The organism is Paenibacillus sp. UNC499MF, from assembly GCF_900107975.1.
Taxonomy (GTDB): domain Bacteria; phylum Bacillota; class Bacilli; order Paenibacillales; family NBRC-103111; genus Paenibacillus_F.
This window is the reverse complement of the sequence record NZ_FNVF01000007.1, coordinates 1-23,044: the sequence shown is the minus strand read 5'-3', so window position 1 is coordinate 23,044 and position 23,044 is coordinate 1. Positions and strand designations below refer to the sequence as shown.

Genomic DNA, 23,044 nt, shown 5'->3' with positions numbered 1-23,044 from the left:
TGTCGGTATACTTGTCCGAAACCAATGGCTTTCCGCCGTATCCTCTACGGCCTTGCAGCCTCGCAACTTTGCTTGCAGCCGGGCGTACAAGGCCGCGAACAGCCGATCCGACGCAAAATCTTCCTGTGTCCGGTCGTTCTTAAAAGCTCGTCGATACGGGAACTCACCTGATTGCAGCGTTCGCGGATATACGCATTCAGCGGGTTACTTTTACAACGATTTGCTCGCTGGCGGTAACACCCGAAGCGTTAACAAGCTCCGCGCGGTATTCATACGTTCCGGGAGCCCGGCCCGTAAGGCTGGTTGCAGCGCTCTGGGCACCCGGAGTCGCTTCTTTCAGCGCTTTTGTCTCGATAAGCCGGCCATTTTCATACAGCCGGTATTCGGAACCGTTGGTGCCCCACCACATGTTCATCGTCACCTTATAGGCGCCGTCACCGTCCCAGTTGTCTTGGGAAAGAACCGGTTTACCCGGGGCGGCATCCGTTACGTTGACGACGAGAGGCGAACTTACCGTCGTCCCGTAAGCATTGATCAGCTCGGCCGTATACGTATACGATCCGTTAGCCTTGCCTTGGACAGCCGTTCTGACCGTCTGGGCGGTCGGAGAAGCGTCTTTCAGGGTCTGCGTGCTAATCAGCACGCCGTTCTCGTACAGCTTGTACACGGAGCCGTTGGCTCCCCACCACATGTTCATCGTCACGGTAAAGCTGCCGCCCTTAAGACCGTTGTACCCGTTGTCGGACGACAGCACCGGCTTGCCCGGAACGCCCGCTGCCAGAAGCTTGCCGGACGTAACGGTAACCGCGTTCGACACGATAGTGACGCCGTTCAGCGTGACGGAAGCCGTCAGATCGGCAGTCCCTTCGCCGACAGCCGTCAGCCTTCCCAGCGCGTTTACCGTAACCACCGCCTCATTGCTGCTGCGGTATACCACTTCCGCTACGGTTAAATCGGCTGCGGTGCCGTTGCTCCATGTGCCGCTCACACGGAGGTCGGTCGTTTCACCGGGCTTCAAGACGGTTTTGCCCGCCGTAAGCTCGACCTTGCTGAGCGTCAGACTCGCCTTTACATGGAAGCTGTACGTGTCCTCCGCCGTATTGCCCGCAAGATCCGTCACACGGTACTGGGCGGTATGCGGGCCGACAGCCAGCTCGCCCGCTTTCAGCGTTTCGCCGTCGGCAATTTCTTTCCCGTCCAGGATCAGTTTCCGGTCCGCGATGCCCGATCCCCCATCCGTACTCAGCAGACGGAAGGTTAAGGAATCTTTATCAGTCACATCGGCGACAGCTTGTCCGTTCAGCGTCAGAGACGCGGCCGGAGCCGTTTTATCCAATTTGATCTGGACAGTTTTGGCCTCTTCCTTATTGCCTGCGGCATCCGTGGAATAGTAGCGGACGATATTCGTTCCTTCGGTTTCGACGGTGAACGGCTCCGAATAGCCTTTCGCTTCTCCGCCGTTGATATCATACTGCGTCAGAACAGCAGCCCCATCATTATCGCGGGCCGTCAATACAACGGTTACATTCTTGTTAAACCAGCCCTCCGCGTTGGCCGTTTCCGATAGCGCAGCCTCCGTTACGGGAGCCGTCGTGTCCGCCTGTGCCGTGAAATCGGACAGACCTCTCGGCTTCAATTGAAACGCACCTTTGAAAATCGCCGCCGCACCGCGGATGTCAACGGTTTGTCCTTCTTTATACGGAAAAGAAGCCAGCGTAAGTCCCGTGCGGGCGTCTACGCGGATGTGGTTCACCACGTCTCCTTTGACGGCGTCAAATTCGAAGGAGCCTTCCGGCACCGCGCTTTTGACAGCGCCGATTGTCACCCCGCTCAGCTCGATGAGCTGTCCCTGGTTGCCGGCCGTAACCGCATCGGCTTTTACAGGCGCAGGAACGGCCGAAGTGCCCGTTTTGGCGACTTCGACCGGATCGGTTAATTCCAGTTCCGAATTGTAGACGGCCGTAGAGGCCGTCACCTTCACTACATCCCCGGCGTGAAATCCGCCGAGGTTCTGGTACACATAAATACCGCCGGTCGCGTCCTGCAGGTAGAAGGACTGACCGCCGAAGATGCCCGGCTCTGTCGTAACGACGCCTTCCAGCGTCACCAGAGCCCCTTCGCCTTTACCGCGCGCTTCGGCAACGGTAATTTTGGCCGGAATCGGGCCCTGCTCATCCGGCAGCGGCTCGGCCGGCACGTTCGCGATCGACACGGCTTCCGTCTTCAGGTTGGTGCCGTTCTGGCGGAGCCGGAGGTTCGCGGCGCCGGTCGTGCCCGGCTTAATGCGGACGGTAAGATCCTTGTAAGCATGGCCCTTGCTGTCGGATGTGAGGCTGAAAGCCGCGCTGTATCCGTAAGACGCCGGCCATGTGCCGTCCGCATTCCGGACCTGCGCCACCTGCGTGCCTCCCGTGGCCATATATACGCCTGCGCTGAAGCCCGAAACGGTCGTATTCGCAGGCAGATTATCGACCACGACGCGGATTTGGAATTCCGCCGCGTTCGGCAGAGTCGCCTGGCGGACGAAGCTGTACGACGGGTTGGAAGGCACCGTCGTACCGCCGCCGCTGCCGAAGGAGCCGGACTTGAACGTGCCGCGGTCATACCACTTGTAGCCCGCTGCCGGGGCCGCCCAAGGCTCGGGCTGCGGCTCGGTCGAAGCGGCCGGGGCCTCGAAAGGCAGCAGAGCCGTCGGCTGGTCGAGCTGCAGGCCGCTCACCTGGGACAGGCTCGTGTAGCTTTCTTTCTTCGCCAGCCAGTTGATCGTGTTGACGAGCAGCACGCCGTCATTCGCCTCTTTAAAGCCGTCGTAGGTCGTCTTCTTCGCGCCCGTATCCTCGCGCAGATACTTCGGCGTGGCGTCTTCGACCGGAGAGGAATCACCGATGAAGGCCGCTTTCCCCGCACCCTTCTTGGCTACGGCCACATAAGGGCCTTCCGCGACTCCGCCGCCGTTGTAGACGCCCTGATCGACCGCGTTGCCCCAGGCCGCTTTCGTCTGCGGCAGATACACGATGCCCTTCGCCTTGGCCGGATCGATAATAGCGAGCGTGGAGCCGGCGTGCATCGCCACCGAGGATACGCCCTTCGTGATGCCGAAGGCCTGCTCCGGAGCTACAATGTTGTTGGCGGTAATGTCGCCGAGCGCATTGTAGCGGAACCGGACGCCGAACTGGGAGCCGAGCCAGTCGGAGCTGACAACGTCCTGCATAGCCGCCGAGCCCGCTTCATCCGCGCTCATGCCTTTCGCCGGATTGTCCCAGGCGCCGCGGCGGTAGCCGTTGAATACTTCGGAGCCGTCCCAGCGGTTCTTGTTGCGGTCCGCGTTGTAGTGGTCGCCGACGAAGAAGATGCTGCCGCCGCCTTCCACATAGGCCGCCATAGCCGCCTGTTCGCTCGCCTTGTATGGAATATTCGCTTCCGCGACTACAAAAACATCGTATCCGCTTAAGTCTGCCAGCGTAATCGGAGTCGTTTTGCGGAGCTCTTTTACATAGTAGCCGTTATTCGCCAAAGCATTGCCGAAATCGGAGAACCCGCCGTCGATAACCCAGTCCGCGGCTCCCGCCGTTTGAGCGTGAGTGTTGTCGAAAAGCACCTTTTTGCCGGCGTTCTCATTGACGACTTTCGCTTCAATGTAGGGGGCCGGATCGGCCGGCCCTTCCGCCTTTACATGCCAACCATCGGTCAATACTTGCACGGAAAGCGCCGCGGATAGGGCGAGTGAAGACTTGAACACCTTTGCCTTCCACCCTGCGAATCTCTTCTTCATGAATTTCCTCCTTTATGCTGGAAGCTAGTTAAACTTTCGACCTCATTCTACCATGGATAAGTCAGGAGAAGTGGTATTTTTTTGTAAAGATAATCCGCTTTCCTTGCACTTTCTTTCATGAATATAATGGTAGTTTTCTACAGTTACACCCCCTCTGTTTTCCGCAAAAAGAGGCCGTTCAGCCTGGGCTGACGGCCGTTAAAGACTCCATCGGACGGTCGCTCCTGTTTATGCTTGCGGTTGCGGATGCGCCGGGAGATTATACGGACCCAAACGGCTTTTAGCGTTCCGGCTGCGCGCGTAAAGGCTCAGGAAGGGGCTCCCGGCTTCACCGTTCCTGCGGCTCCTCCCGTTCCGGGCGTGTAAGTAGAGGTACCTGCACCGAAGAAATAGTTGTTCATGCTGTTGCTGTCCCAATTGTTGTTCCCGTCGTTAAAAGCCGCTTCCAATTGAGCGGTCGTACCGATATTGACCGTTATCTTGGCATAGCCGGCGATTTCGGAATCGGCCATTTTGACGCCGGGCACGGCCGTCCAGGTTCCGCCTGCGGGACGGTAATGGATGTAAGGGGTCGAGTAACCTTTCTTGTAGTACACGGTTGCGCTATTGTTCGTGCCCCCGGAACCCGTTCCCGCATGGCTGATGACATACTTCTTAAAGTTCGCCATCTCGCCGGTTGCGGAGCCGTCCGCATTCACCACATTGGCTAGACGCAGAAGCGTAAAGCCGCTGAAGCCGAAGCGGGTCAGCTTTTCCTCGATCTTCTGGAACGCGGCCGTTCCCGAAGCCGGAAGCGCATTTTCCCCGTTGAGGCGGACGCCTTTAGCGTTGGCAATACCCGCGACGGTATCGACAAGGGTAGAAGGCATGGAGTAATTCGGAGCGTTTCCGCTGTCGAACATCTCCAGGCAGGTGAACGTCAGATCCAAATTGCTGTCCTTAAACTTCTGCAGCAGACGGTTGTAATCGTAATACCCGGCGGCCTGCTCCGCACTGTGCGGCATGGAAGGATTCGTCATCTGCCAGTGGACGCCGGAAACTTTGGCTCCGATCGGCACGCCGAACACGGAGTCGAAATTTTTGTGCGCGGCACTGCCGATTACGCCCAGATGATTTTCCAGCACGCTCTGGTACCAGGACAGAAAATCTTTGCCGTAGGCGCTTTTGTAGCCTCCGTTCGTGTAGAAGCCGTCCCCGTCATTGGGAGGACTGATCTGATCGGCCGAAGTCAGGCTCAGGCCCCATGCGCTGTTGATTCCGCTAAGCGATCCGTATTTGGCCGTCATGGCCGTCCGGAATGCCTGCTTCGCGGTATCCGTATAAGCTTGGAACTTGCCGCGGGACGGATAGCTCCATCCGGCAGCCGGATAATACGAAGGAAATCTCAATTCTCCGGACGGGCCTCCGCTTAAATAGATTTTCGGAATCATATCCTTATAGGAAGCGAAATTAGCCGCAAAAGAAGCGTAAAGCTCGCTGTACTGCGTACCCAGCCCGCTCCAGAAAGGAGACAGAGCTTCGTTGTTCATATAGCCGGTTTCGCTTTTGAACTGCATCTGGTCCGCCGTCCCTTTGGCCCACAGCCAGTTCGGCAGCGGTATGTTGCAATCGTCTCCGACATTGCCGCCGCATTTATGCGTGGACAGGATCGGTACCCACTTCAGCCCCGCCTCCCGCACGGCTCCCGCGTACGTCTTGTAATAGCTCCAGTCGAATTGGTTATCTCCCGCGCTTTCCACCATTCCCCACCAGACATCGGTCGTGACGGCGTATACTCCGCTGTTTTTTAGCGTGCGAAGCTGATTCTTGAAGGCATTCCAATCCGTAACCTTCGTCAGCGGCCCCATCACCGAAGCCTGAAAATCGCCCGCAACCGCCGCACCGGCCCTGGCCGGCCCCCAGCCGAACACGGTCGTCAGTACCAGAATAAAACCGAGCAGCTGCAGGGCCGCTTTTTTCAAGCTGTTGTTCGTCAACCTCATCGCGTACACCCTTCCTTTATTGTGAATTTTGTTCAGAGCACAAGGTTTCCCGCACCGCAGCCGGCTGCCTTTTTCTCCTTATTCCCGCGAATCCTTCGTCTTATGTAGTCCGGTTAAGCTGCTTCTTTTTTACACGCTGTATCACAAGGACCGGTTTATGCAGTGTTATTTCCCTCCTTTATATGAAATCGTTTACAAATTTATTATAAAAAACGTACAAGCTGCAAAACGACCCCAAAGATTGTCAAAAGGGTGGATTATATTGTCTGTTATGAGCTTCCACGCAAAACAAAGACGGGAAGGACTATCCCCTCCCGCTCCTGCTTATATCGTCTCATTCCTCCTATAGGATCGCCGCGGCTTCCGTAACCTCTTTTTTTAAAATCAAGTAAATAAACGCGTCCTTTTCATAAAACCTATACATAAGACCGCTTTTTCTCTGACAAATGACAGGTATGGTAAGGAATGTAAAACATTCCGATATCCGAGGAGGCTCTATGTTACGCAAAACGTTCCTCTCCGCAGCCCTGTCGTTATCGCTTCTGGCAGCCGCAGTGATTCCTTCCGCAGTCGGCGCGAAACCCGGAAAAGAGAAGCCGCTTCTCGCTTTTCCCGTTATCAGCGACATTCACATCCAATCCTGGGACCCGCAATCGCACCAAAAGTTTAAAGCGGCCCTGGCCGATCTCCAAACGCTCGGACCCGATGCGGACGCGCTCGTCATCAACGGAGATCTCACGAACGGCATGCCCGCCGATTACGCTAAACTAAGCGAACTGATGGAGCGGAACCCGCATCCCCGCAAAGTGTTTTATACGATGGGCAACCATGAATATTACAAAGCCTGGATCGATGGCGGCGGTTCCTGGAACGCGGACGCGTTTCCGAACGGAGAGACGGAGCAAGCGTCCATCGGACGGTTTCTTCAGCTTTCCGGCGGCAAAAAAGTGTACGGTGACCGGGTGGTGAACGGCTTCCGCTTCATTTTCCTCGGCTCAGAGCAGTACCGGCAGTCGGATCCGAACAACTTGGAGGATGCCTGGCTTTCGGCGGAACAGCTCCAATTTCTGAAAACTTCCCTGCGAAAAGGGGCCGCCGGCGGCAAGCCTGTCTTCGTCTTTTTGCATCAGCCGCTTCCCGGCACGGTATCCGGTACGAGCTTCTGCTGTGTCAACAACCGGGCCGTCGTCCAGCATGAGCAACTGCGAAAAATTCTCTCGGCCTATCCCCAGGCGATTCTTTTCTCGGGTCATACCCACTGGGAGCTCAAACTGCCGGGCACCCTCGTCCAAGACAAGTTTACGATGGTGAATTCGTCCTCCGTCCTTCAGCCTTGGACCGACAACGGAAACGGAGGCGAAATGCTGACGGGCCCGGACGAAAGCGAAGGCCTCTACGTCGAAGTGTACAAGGACAAAGTCAGCATCAAGGGGCGCGACTTTTACCGGCAGCGCTGGATTCCCGAAGCCCAGTTTACCCTGCCCCGGAACGTGCGCGAGTAAAAAACAAAGCCGCGGAGCTCCTGTCCGCGGTTTGTTTCGGTTTTGAATTTTACGTCGTCCCAGTCGAATGTATCATCCTCGCGGCTCTCCTATCCGCGGTTGTTCCTGTTTCGAAGCCTGCCCCCCGACTGGGGTTCTCCTACCGACCACCGAAAGTAATAGCAACCGAAACAATCGAAAACACCTGAAGCAGCCTGAGTCCCTAGTCGAGCCGAAAAAGCCCGCCGGAATGGTATACTGGTTAAGACATATCCGGCGCTTCACGCGTACCGCAAAGGAGAACGAGCATTTTGCATCTGCTCTATGAAGAAATCGGGCCCGGCCGCGGGATCCGGGTTTACGACACCAACGAACTGTACGGCGAGAAAGGCCGCTTCCGTGTGCTTCAATTCGCCAATGAGGCCATTCAGGGAGCGATTGATCTGAACAATCCGGGGCGCATCCTGTTTGAATATCCTAGAGCGATCATCCATCTCATGGAGACGAACCGGCCCCTCTTCGAAAACGTGTTTATGATCGGCCACGGAATCGGCACTATAGCAGCCCGCTATCCGCAGAAGCGTGTTACCGTAGCGGAATACGACCCTAAAGTCGTCGAGCTCAGCAGAACCTATTTCGGATACGATCGGGAAAATATTATCGTCGGCGACGGACGTGAGATTCTGGATCAGGAACCGCCCGAGGCGTACGATTACGTGATCCTCGACGCCTTTACCGAGAAAGGTACCCCCCGGCACTTAATCACCCGGGAATTCTTCGAGCTCGGCCGCAGCAAACTTCATACAGACGGTGCCCTCTTTATGAATTTGTTCGGCAAAAGCGAGCACGACAACCATATCGGCGCCATTTACACGACCCTTGGCGAAGTTTTTTCTTACCGAAAAGCTTTTTATCTGCCCTCGGAAGGCACCCGGGATACGCTGAACATCCTTCTAGCTGGCGGCGGCTGCCCCCTGATGTATCAAGCCCGCCACATGGCCGGCTTTATTGAATTTGAACCGGAGCCAGGTTATCTGATTACGGACCGTTTGTAACTACATTGTGACTTTTGCGCGCGCATTTTGGTTTATGATGAGAGTAACAAGCCCGACAGAGCGTTTTAAACCGGCCCAGCCGGGTAAAGAATCTGTAGGAGCATCCTAACCATTTTCGCAAAGGGGTTTACACACATGAAAAAGATGGTCTTTTTCACTACACTTATGATATCTATGCTGGCTTTCGTCACATCCGCCAATGCAGTCGATTCCGAATATACGCCCGTTCCCCGCGGCGAAGACACCGTAACCGTTATGATTTCTTCCTTTGAAAATAAAAACGGCTCTCTCTACCTGCAAGGAGACCAAATCGAGTGGTACGAAGGCGCAGAAGCCGATCAAAAATTCGTCGAGCATGAAACGGATATCGGCGATATGACACACGCCCCTGACGGCTACTATATCGTTAACGATCAAGAGAAGCTCGACAGCTTCGAAATCGATCCCAACGCGCAAGTCCTGATGCAGCTTTACGATCATGACGGCACTTTCGAAGGCGTGGACGTCAAGTGGAACGAAGAAGTATCGCTAAGCAAGTTCCTGGACATTTACCACAACAACAGCCTGCTCGATGTGAGCACATTCCCGTTCCATATAACAATCAAAGACCATAAGATTGTGAAAATCGTTCAGCAGTACATTCCGTAAACAAAAACTCGTTCGACTGAACACATGCTATAAGCTTGCTGTTGCAAAAAAGGACCCGAGATCGGGTCCTTTTTGTATGGAACTGTATTGGTGCAACGGGCAACCGCCACTTGATCTATGTTTAATGTATGTCTCCACTAATTCACTGGGAATCATTTTTGGCTTTTGATGAAATGCAGCTTCATAATTTTGTTATCCACTCTGATATTTTTTCTGCCGTGACGATTACTAAAGATGATTCATCCGTTAGTACTAAGCGCCAACAAGCGTTTTAGGTTGTCATCAATAAATTTATTATCGACACTGTTGATTCCGCGACCGGCAAAATGGCCCCAGATTGACTCGATAGGATTAACAACAGCATTAGGGATAAGCTTAGCCTCGTATTTGTTGTCGTCCGCCGTACAGAATAGATCCGTGCTCCCTGGCATGACGCAGGCCAGCGCTTTAATACTTGTGAGCGCCTTATCGAAATCTCCGTTATAGGCGGGGTTTGCACTAATATCTGCGTACTGTCCTGTCCATAACATGGCCAGGACATTGTGCGGATCCATCTTCATAAAGCTGTCTTCCCAGACGCCAGCCACAAAATCTTCTAATGAGCCAAATCCCATATCACGATAAAGTTCCTCTCTGTAATACGCCTGTGATAGGCCCCATCCCGCATAGACTCGGCCAACGGTGCGCATGTCTGCAGAAGTTAACCGGTTTAATTTACTTGAATCGAAGCCAACTGCAGCCCTGAGCGCAGCTTTCATTCCGTCCAGGACCACATACGTTTGCGGCCAAGTCTTTGCACCTCCGCAGAAAGGTGCGATTCGTTCCACCATGTCGGGGTAACTTGCTCCCCATTGGAATGATTGAAGACCTCCCATGGACCATCCAACTACGAGTGCAATCTTTTGAATGCCGAATTTTTCGGTCACCAGTCGATATTGGAATTTAATGTTGTCATAAATGGTTACCTGCGGGAAATTAGCCTTGTCGAATGGAGGCGGCGTGTTACTAGGAGACGAAGATAATCCGTTTCCGAGCAGATTTGGAACAATAATGAAATATTTCTGCGGATCTAGTGCCATGCCGTTTCCAATCAACCATTCATTCTGAACATGTTGGTCGCCAAAAGCAGTTGGATAGACGATCACATTATCTTTCTTTTCATTCAATTTCCCATAAGTCTTATAAGCAAGAAAAGCGTTCGGTAGTGTCCCTCCTGATTGCAAGGTAACGTCACCCAAATTAAAAATTTCATAATTCATTGTATGTTGCTCCTTTCAAAGTGAAATTGGAAATGTATTTCTTATTTTCTTGTTGTCAGTATAAACCTGTGATAATCTCAAATAAAGTGAATGAAATTCAAAGCAGTATTCAATATTATTGAAAGTAAAAGGGGGCAGTATAATGGAATTACGCCAACTGAATACGTTCCGCACGGTTGCTTCAACACTAAATTTCAGTCGGGCTGCGGAAGTTTTGAATTACGTCCCCTCCAACGTCACGATGCAGATAAAAGCACTGGAGGATGAGCTTGGTGTTCGCCTTTTTGACCGATTGGGCAAACAACTCATGCTCACAACTGCAGGTAAGCGTTTTTTAACTCATGTTCAAAGTGTATTAGACAAATTGGACGAAGCTCGCAGTGCCGTTCATGACAATGAAAATCTAAGCGGTACCCTAACGATAAGTGCCAACGAGGTTCTTTGCGCCTATCGTCTTCCGGCTGTCTTCCAGCTATTTCGTTCGCGCTATCCAGGAGTTCGTCTTATCTTCCGCTCTGTTCCCAATCAGGAACTCAAGCAAACGCTCTTTGAGGGAACCGCGGATGTCGTCTTTATGCTGGACGAACCCATTCTCTCAACCGGGCTTACTGTGGAACCGTTACTGGAAGAAACTTTCCGATTTTTCGTTGCCCCGGACCACCCTCTCGCGAAACTGCCTGCACTACAGCTGGAAGATTTCCACGGAGAAGTGTTCCTGGTCAATGAAAAAGGTTGTACCTATCGAACCATGTTTGACCGGTCATTTGAGAAAAAGGGCATTGATGATATTACTTATTTAGAGTTTCAAAATGCCGAAGCCATTAAACAATGTGCAATTACGAGAATCGGCATTGCCTTTCTTCCTGAAATAACAGTAGAAGCCGAAGTTGAACGGGGTGAACTTGTTGCTCTTCCATGGCAAATTTCGGACTTGCACGTATATACACATATGGCATGGCATAAAGACAAGTGGATTTCACCAATCATATTATCTTTCATAGAAGCAGCAAGGGAAGTTATAGCTATAGAGGAGGAAAATAAAACGGTTTAGCCTATTCAGCTATTTTCCTAACTTCTGTTGGTAATCTAATTGGTAATTAAGAAAAACGGGTATCTATGTTAATATTTTGAAGAGCTTGTGAAGAAATATACTAAGGTGCTATTCAACAATCTGGCCCGTTTTGTGGAAAAGAAAAAAATCCTGCATTGAAATGCAGGATTTTGACTAAGCTTTTTTACAAATAATTAAACTTTATTATAAACGATTAGACTTTTTTACAAATGATCGAACTTTATTTCAAAGCCACAATTTGCTATTCTCCCGTCTCCGCCCTACTCCACCGTCACACTCTTCGCAAGATTGCGCGGTTTATCCACATCGTTCCCGCGTGCCAGCGACGCATAGTACGAAAGCAGCTGCAGCGGAATCACAGTCAGCGCCGGAGACAGCACATCCAGCGTCCGTGGGATGCTGAACGTCTGATCCACAGACTTGGCGAACTCTGCGTCTCCCTCGTAAGCGATTCCCAGCACTTTACCGCCGCGCGCCGTGACTTCCTTGACGTTGCTCACCGTCTTCTCCTGAAGGTCGGATTGCAGTCCCAAGGCGATGACCGGCACGTCATCCTCGATCAGCGCGAGCGTTCCGTGCTTCAGTTCGCCGGCCGGATAAGCTTCGGAGTGAATGTACGAGATCTCCTTCAGCTTAAGCGAGCCTTCCAGCGCTACCGCAAAGTCGATGCCGCGGCCGATGAAGAACAAGTGCTCGTGCCGCGCAATCTGCTCCGCATAGGCTTTGATCTCTTCGCCCCGCGCCAGAATGCTTTCCACCTGCTCCGGCAGGCTCTGCATAGCCGCCAAGGTGCGGCGGATTTCCGCCGGCTCCACGGTTTCCAGCGTTTGCGCGAGGAACAAGCCCAGCAGATAGAACGCCATCAGCTGTGTCGTGTAAGCCTTCGTCGAAGCGACGGCAATCTCCGGACCCGCCCACGTCACGATCACATCGTCCGCTTCCCGGGATACGGAGCTGCCGACTACGTTGGTGATCGCCAGCACGCGTGCGCCGTTTCTTTTCGCTTCGCGCAGCGCGGCCAGCGTATCCGCCGTTTCGCCGGATTGACTCACGACAATGACCAGCGTATCCGGGGTGATGATCGGCGACCGGTAACGGTACTCCGAAGCCACATCCGTTTCAACCGGAATGCGCGCCATTTTTTCGATCACGCTTTTACCGACAAGCCCGGCATGATATGCCGTTCCGCACGCTACGATCTGGATATTCCGAGTATTCCGAATTTGATCGGCCGTCATCGAAATTTCATCCAGAACTACGCGGTCGCCCGCTTCGGAAATACGGCTGCCGATCGTATCGCGGTAAGCTTTCGGCTGATCATAAATTTCCTTCATCATGAAATGGTCGAAGCCCGCTTTTTCAGCCGTTACCAGATCCCAATCGACACGAAACATTTCCCGAGAAATAAAATTCCCCTCGATTGTCATCAATTCGACACCGTCCCGCGTGAGCAGTGCCATTTCGCCATCATTCAAGATATACACGTTGCGTGTATATTCCAGAATCGCCGGGATGTCCGAGCCGATGAAGTTCTCTCCCTCGCCTACCCCGATAATCAACGGACTTGCCAACCGTACGGCCACAAGCCGGTCCGGTTCATACTCCGTCAGCACGCCAAGTGCAAACGCGCCCCGCATCTGTTTAACCGCCTGCTGAACCGCTTTGACGATATCTCCCTCGTACAGATCGGCAATCAAATGCGAGATCACTTCCGTATCCGTTTCCGAAACGAACGTGTGCCCTTTAGCGATCAGTTCTTCTTTCAACGTCATATAATTCTCGATAATCCCGTTGTGAACGACCGAGAATTTCATCGAATTGTCTGTGTGAGGGTGCGAATTTTCATCCGAAGGCTTGCCGTGTGTCGCCCAGCGCGTATGGCCGATTCCCACCGTTCCGTTCAAAGGCGCATCGCTAAGCTGCGATTCCAGCACGGCCAGACGGCCTTTCGACTTCTTGATTTGAAGCCCGCCCTCCGTGTACACGGCCACTCCCGCCGAGTCGTATCCGCGGTACTCCAGCTTTTTCAATCCCTCGATCAACACTTCCTGAGAATCACGTTTACCGATATATCCAACGATTCCGCACATACAAAAATACCCCCATTATTTGAGCTCCATGACCCGCTCCGCATCCGCGAATGACGTTCATAGGCTGTTTGTCAAAGATCGGCGGAACACTGAACGGAGTCACACTCCTGATTTCAAACTCCTGCCGTCTGCCCTGCTTATTTGTTTGCGATTCTTATCTCGTCTAAAAAGAATGATTTCGTAAAAAGTGAACACGAGACATGCCCACAGGTCCTGCTCTAAAGCCCGTTAACTCCCTAAATCGTCATGTTTGATACAAATTGTATCATCCACTATCTTTTATAAGCAGCTTCCAACCGGCCATTTTTAAAAATAAAAGGACATCTTACACCGGATAATGCCCCAAAACACTCTTTAATCATCTATCAGGCGCACTTAAAAAAGCTTCCGAGTCCACGTTTTTCAAAAACGCTGCCCACTCGTAATAAGCCGAAACGATTAAACGATTATCGCGTCATACGTGACGATATAAGCTGCCAGCGCAGCATTTTCCTGCAAAAAACAGAACTGAAGAGAACAGGCTCCATCGCGAGTCACCCGTCGCCCGTCATAAAGCGCTCAAAACGCTCGATAAACAGCGATCCATGCATAAGCTGGCGCCTGCTTGGATCCAAACCTTTCGTCTAACAACGACGCAGGGTGGATCGCTCCCTATCAGACACTCGCCTGTTGGAATCCGCTCTATCCGTCTAACAACGACTGCTCCGTTCGTCCGCCTAAGCGGTTTCCGTACGACCCGTCTGCAGCCTCAACCAGAACCAACCCTGCTTACACCATAAGCATGCAGCCCTAATCCTTATCTATGAATCATTCGGCTGGATTCTTGTGTGCCCGGTCACCCGGACAATTTGCTCTCCAGCTTGTCGGTAGGAATGAACTACCGGAAGGTCCCCGCCGAAATTTCGAACACCTTCACCTCGTCAACTTGCCGGCTCCGCGTTCTCTTTGCCATACGAGTCGTTTAACCCGCATGTACAATTCAGACGCTTCCCGCGCAAGTTCTGGCGCTTGTTGTTGCTGAAACTCTATCCACCTTTCTCTGTATGAGTAAAAAAACATATACTCATCATATTCATTTTGACTCCTCTTTGCAACTCTCATGCTGCAAAATGAGATACAAGCCCCATAACAGGCGGCTAAATCTTGTGTAAATCCGAGGTAATAGCCCGCTTCCACCAGGTATGATTGTATGGCTCGTCCATTCCATCCGCATGCAGAAAAAGCCGCTCCCAGAGAAGCGGCCTCTACTATTATCATATCCATTGCCTTTACCAATTTCACAGCAATTTGTAACCTTATATACCGGGCAAAACAGCCCGCAAGCCCGAACGGAATTAGCCCAGCTCCCGCTTTACAACCTCAACGATGTCGTTCACGTAGCCTTCCACCGTGTCTTTGTCCGGCCCTTCCGCCATAACACGGATAAGAGACTCCGTCCCCGACGGACGCACAAGCACACGGCCGTTGTCGCCCAGTTGGCTCTCTACGGCACTGATGGCGCCTGCAATGGCTGCATTATCCTGCAGCTTGCTTTTATCCGCTACACGCACGTTGACGAGCACCTGCGGGAACTTCCGCATAATCCGCTTCACTTCGCTAAGCGGACGGCCTCCCGCCACAAGGGTGTCAGCGAGCTGCAAGCCCGTAAGAATACCGTCACCGGTCGTATTGTAATCGAGGAAAATAACATGTCCGGACTGTTCGCCGCCCAGATTGTAACCGCCCTTACGCATCTCTTCCATCACGTAACGGTCTCCAACGGCCGTTTGGGTCGCTTTCAGGCCGTGACCCTCGATTCCCTTAAAGAAGCCGATATTGGCCATCACGGTCGTCACAATCGTACTGTGATTGAGCTTGCCTGCACGATTCATCGCGTCTCCGCAAATGCTCAGGATGAAGTCGCCGTCGACTTCTTCCCCGTTCTCATCAATCGCGATAAGCCGGTCCGCGTCACCGTCGAACGCAAGGCCGAGGTTCGCGCCGTGCTCCAAGACGGCTTTCTGCAGATTCTCCGGATGAGTCGAACCGCAGCCTTCGTTGATGTTGCGGCCGTTCGGCTCCGCTCCGAGCGTAATCACTTCCGCTCCAAGCTCGCGGAAAATCTTAGGCGCCAGCTCGTAAGCGGCCCCGTTCGCGCAGTCCATCACAATCTTCATGCCGCCGAACGAATGCTGCACGGTCGACTTAACGAAGTCGGCATACAGAAACTTCGCCTTCGGATCATCCGACACGGAACCGATCTCGCCGCCCACAGGCCGCGGCAGCTCGTCGCCGTCCGCGTCGAGGAGGCGCTCGATTTCAAGCTCCGTCTCATCGAGCAGCTTAAACCCGTCTCCGCCGAAAAATTTGATCCCGTTGTCTTCCACGGGATTATGGGAGGCGGAGATCATAACGCCGGCGTCGGCGCCAAGCACGCGCGTCAAGTACGCGACGGCAGGCGTAGATACGACGCCTAGGCGGATCACGTTCGCTCCGATCGACAGGAGACCTGCGACCAGCGCCGCTTCCAGCATAGGACCCGAAATGCGCGTGTCCTGGCCGATGACTACTTTCGGATGCTGAGCCTGACGTGTCAGTACGTACCCTCCGCAGCGTCCGATCTCAAAAGCCAGCTCCGGCGTAAGCTCCTGATTGGCTACCCCGCGAACTCCATCCGTTCCAAAATATTTCCCCATCGTTCTCTTCCCCTCTTCTCATAAACTGCACGTTTAGACCTTATCGGTTTATCGTCTCTTTATAAATCCTGGTAACTTGTCATGATTTTAACATATCCCTTATAACTTACGAAGGAAAATTCCCGTTTAGGGGGTTAAGGCTCTTTTTTAGGGACCATTTCCTCCGCCACATCCGGTTTCTGGGATGGAGTCGGAGTCGGGATCGGTGTAGCGCTCGGATTTTTCGACTCGGTTTGCGTCTGGGCCGCCGTAATGACGACCTTAGCCTTCGTAACCGATGTACCGCCATCTTTGATATACGGCGGCAGGTTAAGTGTTATCGGCAGTTCATGAGTTCCCGGAGGCAAATTGCTCACATCCACAATAGCCTGGATATCTTCGGGTTTAACGGCCTCTATTTGAGGCGCGGCACCTTCCAGGGTCAGCGTAATGCTGCCGTTAGGAGGGTCCGTGAACTTCACTTCCGTCCCTTCCCCTTGTCCTACAATTTTCAGGGGAATTCCCGGATAATCCTTTTTAATGGAGGAGACGATTTCGACGGTTACCTGCACCTTCGTCGGCTCAATCTGAGTCACTCCTTTTTGCAAAGGAATGTCTAACGTAAATTCTTTCGTTTCCTTGAGTCCATCGATTTTGAGCGTAACTCCCGAATAAAAATCCATGCCGTCCAGTACGTTTTGCGGCCCGTAGACCATGATCTTGTCGGGATTCTGCTTGATCGACCCGATGCTGTAGCCGGAAGGCAGGCTGCCGGTCAGCTGGATCTGCAGAGGCACCGTTTTAAACGGACTCGTAACAGGGACATCCACGTCCACTACGGCTGGCCTTATATCGTATGGCAATTCGCGGCCATCTTTGTTATACACCTTCAGCTTCACCTGCTTGGTTACCGCCGAGTCCGCTTTATCCACCGAGATTTCGCCTTGAACCGTCGCCACCTCATCCGCTTTGCTTGCCGGAACGGATACATGCACCTTGCTCGGTTTAGCGATAGGATCGCCGGATTTATAGCCGGGCTGCGGAGTTCCTTTTACATTGATCTTCACGGGAACTTCCTTCATCTCCTGCTCTTCGACGACTACCTTGACGTTCCGCGGCACGATATCCACCTGCAAAGATGACGGGAAGCCGACCGCTTCCAGCGGAAGCACGTATTCCCCTTTACCGCCTGCTTTGGTCAAATCCAGCACAACTTTATATTCACTCGTGCTCACCCGCTTAAGCGCGGAGTCTTTTCCCTTCAAAATCACCTGCACCCGGCTGGGTTCAATCGAAGAAATATAATATTTATCCGAATCGTACTTCGGCGTTATTTGCACATTGCTGATCGGCAGTTCTTTAATCCCAGACGTCGTCGAATTCGTAACGTTAGTCCCTTCCATCCGGACAACCGCCCACAGAAGTATGCCGATAATGACCGCGATTACCCGGACGACATTTGTATTTCTAAGCCATCTATCCACGTTTGCGTCCCTCCCACCATTTCTTGAAAGGGTTTTGACGGTCTTTGGCTTTCGGCTTCAATTCATCAAAAAGCTTCGAAATCAAGGATTCTTCCTTAATATCCCGGACGACCTGCCCGTTCAGCGACAGCGAGATTTGTCCCGTCTCTTCCGACACGATCAGACAAACGGCGTCTGAAACCTCGCTCATTCCGATAGCCGCCCTGTGCCGGGTCCCGAGCTCTTTACTGATAAAAGGATTTTCCGAAAGGGGCAAATAACAACCCGCCGCCATCAGCTGGTTGTTCCGGATAATAACCGCTCCGTCGTGCAAAGGCGTGTTCGGAATAAAAATATTAATGAGCAGCTCGGAACTGATCCGTCCGCCTATAGAGATTCCCGACTCGATGTAATCGGTCAGGCCGGTTTCTTTTTCAAATACGATCAAAGCCCCGATCTTCCGCCTGGACAAGTAATTCATCGCTTTAATCACTTCACCGATGCGGATGTTGACGTCCTGGTCCACATCCATCGAACTTCGCGAGAAAAGCCGTCCGCGGCCCAGCTGTTCCAAAGCTCTTCTAAGCTCGGGCTGGAAAATAATAATAATGGCGATCAGACCCACCGTAAACATCTGGTTCATGATCCACTGCAGCGTGTTCAGGTTGAAAGCGACACTCAGAGCCCAAGCGACCAGTACGACAATGATCCCTTTCATAAGCTGTACGGCTCTTGTTCCGCGCAGCAGCATAATTAATTTATAAACCACATAGCTGACAATCGAGATATCAATAATATCTGTGATGGAAATATCTGCGAATAATTCCACTGGAGTTCCCCCAAATCAACGCGTAAAAATCCGGATTTTTTTCTTATCTTTATCTGTCTATTCCTTGATAATACCACAATCCGAACGATTCTTCTATTCTACCCGATTCCGGTTTACAAAAGAAAAAAGCCCTCAGGGATACCCCTTGAGGACTTTGGCTGTATGAGATATGCATGCTGTTTGGGTTAAGCAGGTCAATGCATGAGATCGTTCAGTTTAAACCAGATCCAGCTTAGAGCTTCGTCAATGCGTATTTTATCCCCGGATATGTGAGCCGTCGAAGCCAAATTCATATTGCCGTCGATAACGACCAGATTCCCTTCCACATTGGCGTCGTCCTCTACAACCAGTTGGCCGTTCTCGACCACCAGATTGCCTTTAACCGTCTCTCCTTTGGGCACGATCACTTTATCGCCTTGGATGATAACCCGTTCCAGGTCTGCACCCCGTACCATTAACTCGGTGTTGTTATTCCACAGGGTCATAAAGCTGCCCGCCATCGTTAACAGAAAAACAGCCGCTACCGAAACCGCAGGATGTCTGCGGATCCACTGCGTCCACGGCTTCCGCTTCTTAACGGGAGGGAGACTGCCCATAATACGGTTCGTGAGATCACTTGACACGGTTGGAGCAGGAATGGAACGAACGAGCGCATCCGTCGTTTCCATCTGCCGGAACAGTGTATTGCATTCCGGACATGACAAAAGGTGCTGCTTTAGCTCCAGCGCCTGGGCCCCCTGCAAGTCCCCATCCAAATATTCGTGCATCAAAGGGAGGGCCTGTTTGCAATTCATCGAAGCCACTCCTTTCTCGTTCTTGGCCGATAGTATAGTACCATACGTATGGCGGGAGAAGATGTTTCAAAAAAATCGGACTTACAGAGAAAAATTTGCATCCGTATCTAATTTTTTTCGTAAATACTCCCGGCCGCGGTGAACCCGTGTCTTGACGGTCGTAACGGGCATACCGAGTACATCTCCGATTTCCTGGAGCGACATATCGTGTAGATAGCGCAGGATCACAACGGATTTGTATTTCTCAGGCAAGGTTTGAATGGCTCTGCGAATTACCTGCTGTGTTTCCGAAAGAACGATCTGGTCCTCGGGCAGCTCATCTTTGCTCGCAAGCATGGCGTAAAAATCGTTCCCTTCACTGTCCGGCATTTCGGCGTCGAGGGAATAGGTCGGTTTGCGTTTGCGCAGCCGGTCTATGCATAAGTTGGTTCCGATACGGAAGATCCAGGTCGAAAACTTTTGGTTCTCGTCATACCGGTCTAAGTTGTTGTAGACACGCAGAAAAGTATCCTGCACTGCATCTTCGGCTTCCTGCTTGTTACCGAGCATTCTGTAGGCCAGGTGAAATATTTTATCTTTATACAGATTCACCAGTTCCTCAAAAGCACCACGATCTCCATTCCTTGCAAGCTTGGCTAATCGTGTTTCTACTAAATTCAAGATAACTCCTCCAACCCTAGGAAGTACGGGGCTTCTTTTCACTTATGTTCGGTAAAACACACAAAGTCGAGCCGCCCGAAGGACGGCTTGACTCTTTGTTTTCAGTGCCTATGCGATGTTGTCCGTTATCAGCCTGTATTGCGGAGGCCGGCTGCAATGCCGTTGATCGTAAGAAGAACTTCACGCAGCAGGAAGCTGTCGTCTTCGTTATTCTCACGCGCTCCGCGCAGTTCTTTGAGCAAATCCACCTGCAGGTAGCTGAGCGGATCGACGTACGGATTGCGAAGCCGGATGGATTCTTGAATAACCGGAACGTTGTCCAGAATCTCCTGCTGTCCGGTAATATCGAGAATCAGCTTGGAAGTCAGATCGTATTCTTCGCTGATCAGCTCGTAAATGCGTTTGGCGATGCTGTCTTCCTTAAGCAGGCTGCCGTACTCTTTTGCAATGAGAAGATCCGCTTTGGCCAGAGCCATTTGCAAACCGTCGATCATTGATTTGAAGAAAGGCCAGTTCTCATACATGTTCTTAAGAACTGCCATATTTTCTGCCTTATTCTGATAAAAGTCCTGAAGCGCCGTACCCGCAGCATACCAGGCCGGCAGGAGATAGCGGCTTTGCGTCCAGGCGAATACCCAAGGAATCGCACGCAAATCTTCAAACCGGTCGCTGTTGTTACGCTTGGAAGGACGCGAACCGATATTCAGTTCTCCAACCTCGGGAAGAGGCGTCGACTGCTTGAAGAAAGTCATGAAATCCGGATCACGGAAAATAAGGTCCTGATACTTATTCTGCGCTTTTTCCGAAATTCCTTTCATAATGCTTTCCCATTCCGCTTCAAGCGGATGTTTTTGCGGATTGCGTGCCAGCACCGCCCCTTTGATCAAGGCAAAAGTGGCCTGCTCAAGACTGCGGTAAGCAATACCCTGCAGAGAATAACGGGATGAAAGCACCTCGCCCTGCTCCGTAATCTTGATACCCCCGCCGATCGTATCTACCGGTTGTGCCAGAATACTACGATTCAGCGGCATACCGCCGCGTCCGAGCGAACCGCCGCGTCCGTGGAAGAACTTCAGCTTAACGCCGTTCTTGTGGCCGGTATCCGTCAAAGCACGCAGAGCAACGCGCAGCTCCCAGTTAGCGGTAATAACGCCGCCGTCTTTGTTGCTGTCGGAATAACCCAGCATGATTTCGTGCATGGGCGCGATAGGATCCAAGCTTGCACGATAAGCCGGAATTTTAAGTAGAGTATCCATAATTTCCGGAGCCGCATGCAGGTCGTCGATCGTTTCAAAAAGCGGCACCGATTGAATAGTGCTAACAACCGTTCCGTCGGCTTCCTTACGATAAAGTCCAACTTCCTTGGCAAAAACCATAACTTCCAGCATATCGCTCGCGCCTTGAGTCATACTGATCAGATAGCTGTTCAAGCAATAGCGTCCGAACTCATGCTGCGCCTTATAAATATTTCTGTATACGTCCAGACATTCCTGTGTGGACTCGGAGTACACCATGTAAGGGGATGTAATCGGCCGCGGCTCGTCGAGAAGCTTGCTCAGCAGCTCAATTTTCTCCTTCTCACTGAGCTTGCTGTAGTCCTCAGCGATACCGATGCGGTTAAGGATTTCCGTCATAGCCAGCTCATGCTCGCGGCTGTGCTGACGAACGTCGAGGGTAGCCAGATGAAATCCGAATAATTCTACCTGACGAATCAGCTTCTTGATATACCGGTCCGCCGCATAATCGGCGAAATGGCTCCGCAAGCTTCTTTCGATCACATAGAGATCGGCAATCATTTCGTCCGGTGAGGAATACTTCTGGAAGCCTGCGACTTGGGAATTCGCTGTGTTTTTGACTTTCTCAATCATGTAAGCAATCTTCATGCGGTACGGCTCGTCGTCATTGCTCCAGAAATCATTGTGGGGACCAAAAACTTCATGATCGGCCTCAATGGATTTCTGCAGCTCATCACTGATCTCAGCGAGGTTCTTGCTGAAGCTTAAGTGATACATGACATCTACGAGAATCGTTTCGTACTTCTTCAAAGCAAGGCCGCGGTGCAGCTCCAGTGTCTCCCAGGTAACATCAGAAGTAACTGAAGGATTACCGTCACGGTCTCCGCCGATCCAGGAACCGAATTTAAGGAAACTAGGCACGTGCCAAGTCTCATTCGGGTAGTATTTATCCAAACAACGCTCCAACTCTTGATAAACTTCTGGAAGAACATCGAATAAGGTTTCATCAAAATAATAAAGACCGTTCTGTACTTCGTCGATAACAGTCGGTTTCCGGTTGCGCAGTTCGTCGGTTTGCCAAAGCGTCATAACCTCGGCGAGGAGCTTTTCTCTAAGCTGCTCTCTCTCCCGGTAGGTGAGCGTCGGATTGTCCAGGTACATCACGTCTTGGGAAATACGCTGGTGAATATCCAGAACCGCACGGCGTGTAGCTTCTGTAGGATGGGCAGTCATAACGAGTTCAAGCGAGATCGTCTGCAAAATTTCCTGTACCTCACGGTAGGAGATCTGATTCTGCTTCAGCTGCTGAACAATGCTTTCGATGGAGCCGGGCTGAACCGTTTCTCCAGACGAACGCTCATAATCGCGTTTTCTGCGAATACGGTGGGTTTGCTCGGCAATATTAACGAGTTGAAAGTAAATCGCAAAAGCACGAATAACCCGGTGACGAATTTCAGGCTGCAGCCCGTCGATCGTCGCTTTAAATTCCGCATAGATGGCTGGGTCATATTGAGCCCGAAGGGATTTACTCAGTTCGCGGATTTTCTCTACGACTGCCAGGAGCTCATTGCCACCCTGATGGACCAGTACTTCCCCAAGTATATGCCCAAGAAAACGCACATCTCTGCGAAGCAAGTTGTTCGTAGAATTTTTCTGAACGATTGTTTCGTTATCCGACATGTCCTCGCCTCTTCTCTCTACTGATAATCACACCAAATTTCGTCTGATCTCATGCTCATTTCAGAATATTTTACCACATTCACGCGTTGCATTATAGCTATTTTTGGCGAAAAATGCTTGAGAATTAAAGGAAAGCTAAGTAAGTTTTAACTCTGTCCGATTTCGGATAAATAAAAAAAGACCTCTATGAGATCTTTGTTGGTTATGTATGGAGCGGGTGATGGGAATCGAACCCACGCTACCAGCTTGGAAGGCTGGAGTTCTACCATTGAACTACACCCGCATACATATGGTCGGGACGACACGATTTGAACATGCGACCCCCTGGTCCCAAACCAGGTGCTCTACCAAGCTGAGCTACGTCCCGAAA

The 23,044-nt window shown here is 51.9% G+C and carries 14 protein-coding genes and 2 tRNA genes; 4 read left to right on the top strand and 12 right to left on the bottom strand.

From position 1 onward, the window contains the following. Positions 1-196: 196 nt before the first annotated feature. Together C4S74_RS15860 and C4S74_RS15855 are read right to left on the bottom strand one after the other, a co-directional pair. On the bottom strand, positions 197-3,772 hold the full coding sequence (locus C4S74_RS15860) for an OmpL47-type beta-barrel domain-containing protein (protein WP_103996277.1): 3,576 nt from the start codon (positions 3,770-3,772) through the stop codon (positions 197-199). Positions 3,773-4,080: 308 nt separating this feature from the next. Continuing rightward, complete coding sequence (locus C4S74_RS15855; RefSeq protein WP_103996276.1) at positions 4,081-5,754, bottom strand: family 14 glycosylhydrolase; 1,674 nt, start codon at positions 5,752-5,754, stop codon at positions 4,081-4,083. A 497-nt stretch (positions 5,755-6,251) separates the two neighbouring features. Between C4S74_RS15855 and C4S74_RS15850 the strand changes: the two genes are divergently transcribed. The 3 genes from C4S74_RS15850 (at position 6,252) to C4S74_RS15840 (ending at position 8,938) form a co-directional block, all read left to right on the top strand. Further along, complete coding sequence (locus C4S74_RS15850) at positions 6,252-7,256, top strand: metallophosphoesterase (RefSeq protein WP_103996275.1); 1,005 nt, start codon at positions 6,252-6,254, stop codon at positions 7,254-7,256. A gap of 290 nt (positions 7,257-7,546) precedes the next feature. After that, a complete protein-coding gene (locus tag C4S74_RS15845; protein WP_103996274.1) occupies positions 7,547-8,290 on the top strand; it encodes a spermidine synthase in 744 nt (247 codons plus the stop codon). Between the two features lie 135 nt (positions 8,291-8,425). After that, positions 8,426-8,938 carry a hypothetical protein gene (locus C4S74_RS15840; RefSeq protein WP_103996273.1) on the top strand — a complete coding sequence of 171 codons (513 nt, stop codon included), beginning with the start codon at positions 8,426-8,428 and terminating at the stop codon, positions 8,936-8,938. Positions 8,939-9,177: 239 nt separating this feature from the next. On the opposite strand, the gene C4S74_RS15835 is transcribed toward C4S74_RS15840, so the two are convergent. Then, positions 9,178-10,197, bottom strand: a complete 1,020-nt coding sequence (locus C4S74_RS15835) for an alpha/beta fold hydrolase (RefSeq protein ID WP_103996272.1) — start codon at positions 10,195-10,197, stop codon at positions 9,178-9,180. 142 nt (positions 10,198-10,339) lie between these two features. Between C4S74_RS15835 and C4S74_RS15830 the strand changes: the two genes are divergently transcribed. Next, positions 10,340-11,248, top strand: coding sequence for a LysR family transcriptional regulator (locus tag C4S74_RS15830; protein WP_103996271.1), 909 nt, complete (start codon positions 10,340-10,342; stop codon positions 11,246-11,248). Positions 11,249-11,529: 281 nt separating this feature from the next. Here the strand turns inward: C4S74_RS15830 and glmS are convergent, their stop codons facing one another. From glmS to C4S74_RS15780, 9 genes are all read right to left on the bottom strand, one after another. After that, a complete protein-coding gene (glmS, locus tag C4S74_RS15825; protein WP_103996270.1) occupies positions 11,530-13,359 on the bottom strand; it encodes a glutamine--fructose-6-phosphate transaminase (isomerizing) in 1,830 nt (609 codons plus the stop codon). A gap of 1,334 nt (positions 13,360-14,693) precedes the next feature. Then, positions 14,694-16,034, bottom strand: coding sequence for a phosphoglucosamine mutase (glmM, locus tag C4S74_RS15815; protein WP_103996268.1), 1,341 nt, complete (start codon positions 16,032-16,034; stop codon positions 14,694-14,696). Positions 16,035-16,168: 134 nt separating this feature from the next. Next, positions 16,169-17,497 (bottom strand): YbbR-like domain-containing protein, encoded by a 1,329-nt coding sequence (locus tag C4S74_RS15810; RefSeq protein WP_103996267.1) that lies wholly within the window; start codon positions 17,495-17,497, stop codon positions 16,169-16,171. After that, complete coding sequence (gene cdaA / locus C4S74_RS15805; protein WP_103996266.1) at positions 17,490-18,305, bottom strand: diadenylate cyclase CdaA; 816 nt, start codon at positions 18,303-18,305, stop codon at positions 17,490-17,492. Before cdaA ends, C4S74_RS15810 begins: the two co-directional genes overlap by 8 nt. Positions 18,306-18,499: 194 nt before the next feature. Beyond that, entirely contained in the window at positions 18,500-19,099 is a 600-nt protein-coding gene (locus C4S74_RS15800; protein ID WP_103996265.1) for a zf-HC2 domain-containing protein, read from the bottom strand. Positions 19,100-19,180: 81 nt separating this feature from the next. Next, positions 19,181-19,759: an RNA polymerase sigma factor SigW gene (gene sigW, locus C4S74_RS15795; protein WP_009675029.1), complete on the bottom strand. Its 579-nt coding sequence runs from the start codon at positions 19,757-19,759 to the stop codon at positions 19,181-19,183. Between the two features lie 128 nt (positions 19,760-19,887). Further along, complete coding sequence (gene ppc, locus C4S74_RS15790) at positions 19,888-22,674, bottom strand: phosphoenolpyruvate carboxylase (RefSeq protein WP_103996264.1); 2,787 nt, start codon at positions 22,672-22,674, stop codon at positions 19,888-19,890. Between the two features lie 209 nt (positions 22,675-22,883). After that, positions 22,884-22,957, bottom strand: a tRNA-Gly gene (locus tag C4S74_RS15785). A 7-nt stretch (positions 22,958-22,964) separates the two neighbouring features. Next, positions 22,965-23,041: transfer RNA gene (locus tag C4S74_RS15780), tRNA-Pro, on the bottom strand. Positions 23,042-23,044 lie beyond the last annotated feature (3 nt).

Bases quoted from the DNA above. Each gene is read 5' to 3' on its own strand.
- C4S74_RS15860 (WP_103996277.1), bottom strand. From the start codon at position 3,772: ATGAAGAAGAGATTCGCAGGGTGGAAGGCAAAGGTGTTCAAGTCTTCA.
- C4S74_RS15855 (WP_103996276.1), bottom strand. From the start codon at position 5,754: ATGAGGTTGACGAACAACAGCTTGAAAAAAGCGGCCCTGCAGCTGCTC.
- C4S74_RS15850 (WP_103996275.1), top strand. From the start codon at position 6,252: ATGTTACGCAAAACGTTCCTCTCCGCAGCCCTGTCGTTATCGCTTCTG.
- C4S74_RS15840 (WP_103996273.1), top strand. From the start codon at position 8,426: ATGAAAAAGATGGTCTTTTTCACTACACTTATGATATCTATGCTGGCT.
- C4S74_RS15835 (WP_103996272.1), bottom strand. From the start codon at position 10,197: ATGAATTATGAAATTTTTAATTTGGGTGACGTTACCTTGCAATCAGGA.
- C4S74_RS15830 (WP_103996271.1), top strand. From the start codon at position 10,340: ATGGAATTACGCCAACTGAATACGTTCCGCACGGTTGCTTCAACACTA.
- glmS (WP_103996270.1), bottom strand. From the start codon at position 13,359: ATGTGCGGAATCGTTGGATATATCGGTAAACGTGATTCTCAGGAAGTG.
- glmM (WP_103996268.1), bottom strand. From the start codon at position 16,034: ATGGGGAAATATTTTGGAACGGATGGAGTTCGCGGGGTAGCCAATCAG.
- C4S74_RS15800 (WP_103996265.1), bottom strand. From the start codon at position 19,099: ATGAATTGCAAACAGGCCCTCCCTTTGATGCACGAATATTTGGATGGG.
- ppc (WP_103996264.1), bottom strand. From the start codon at position 22,674: ATGTCGGATAACGAAACAATCGTTCAGAAAAATTCTACGAACAACTTG.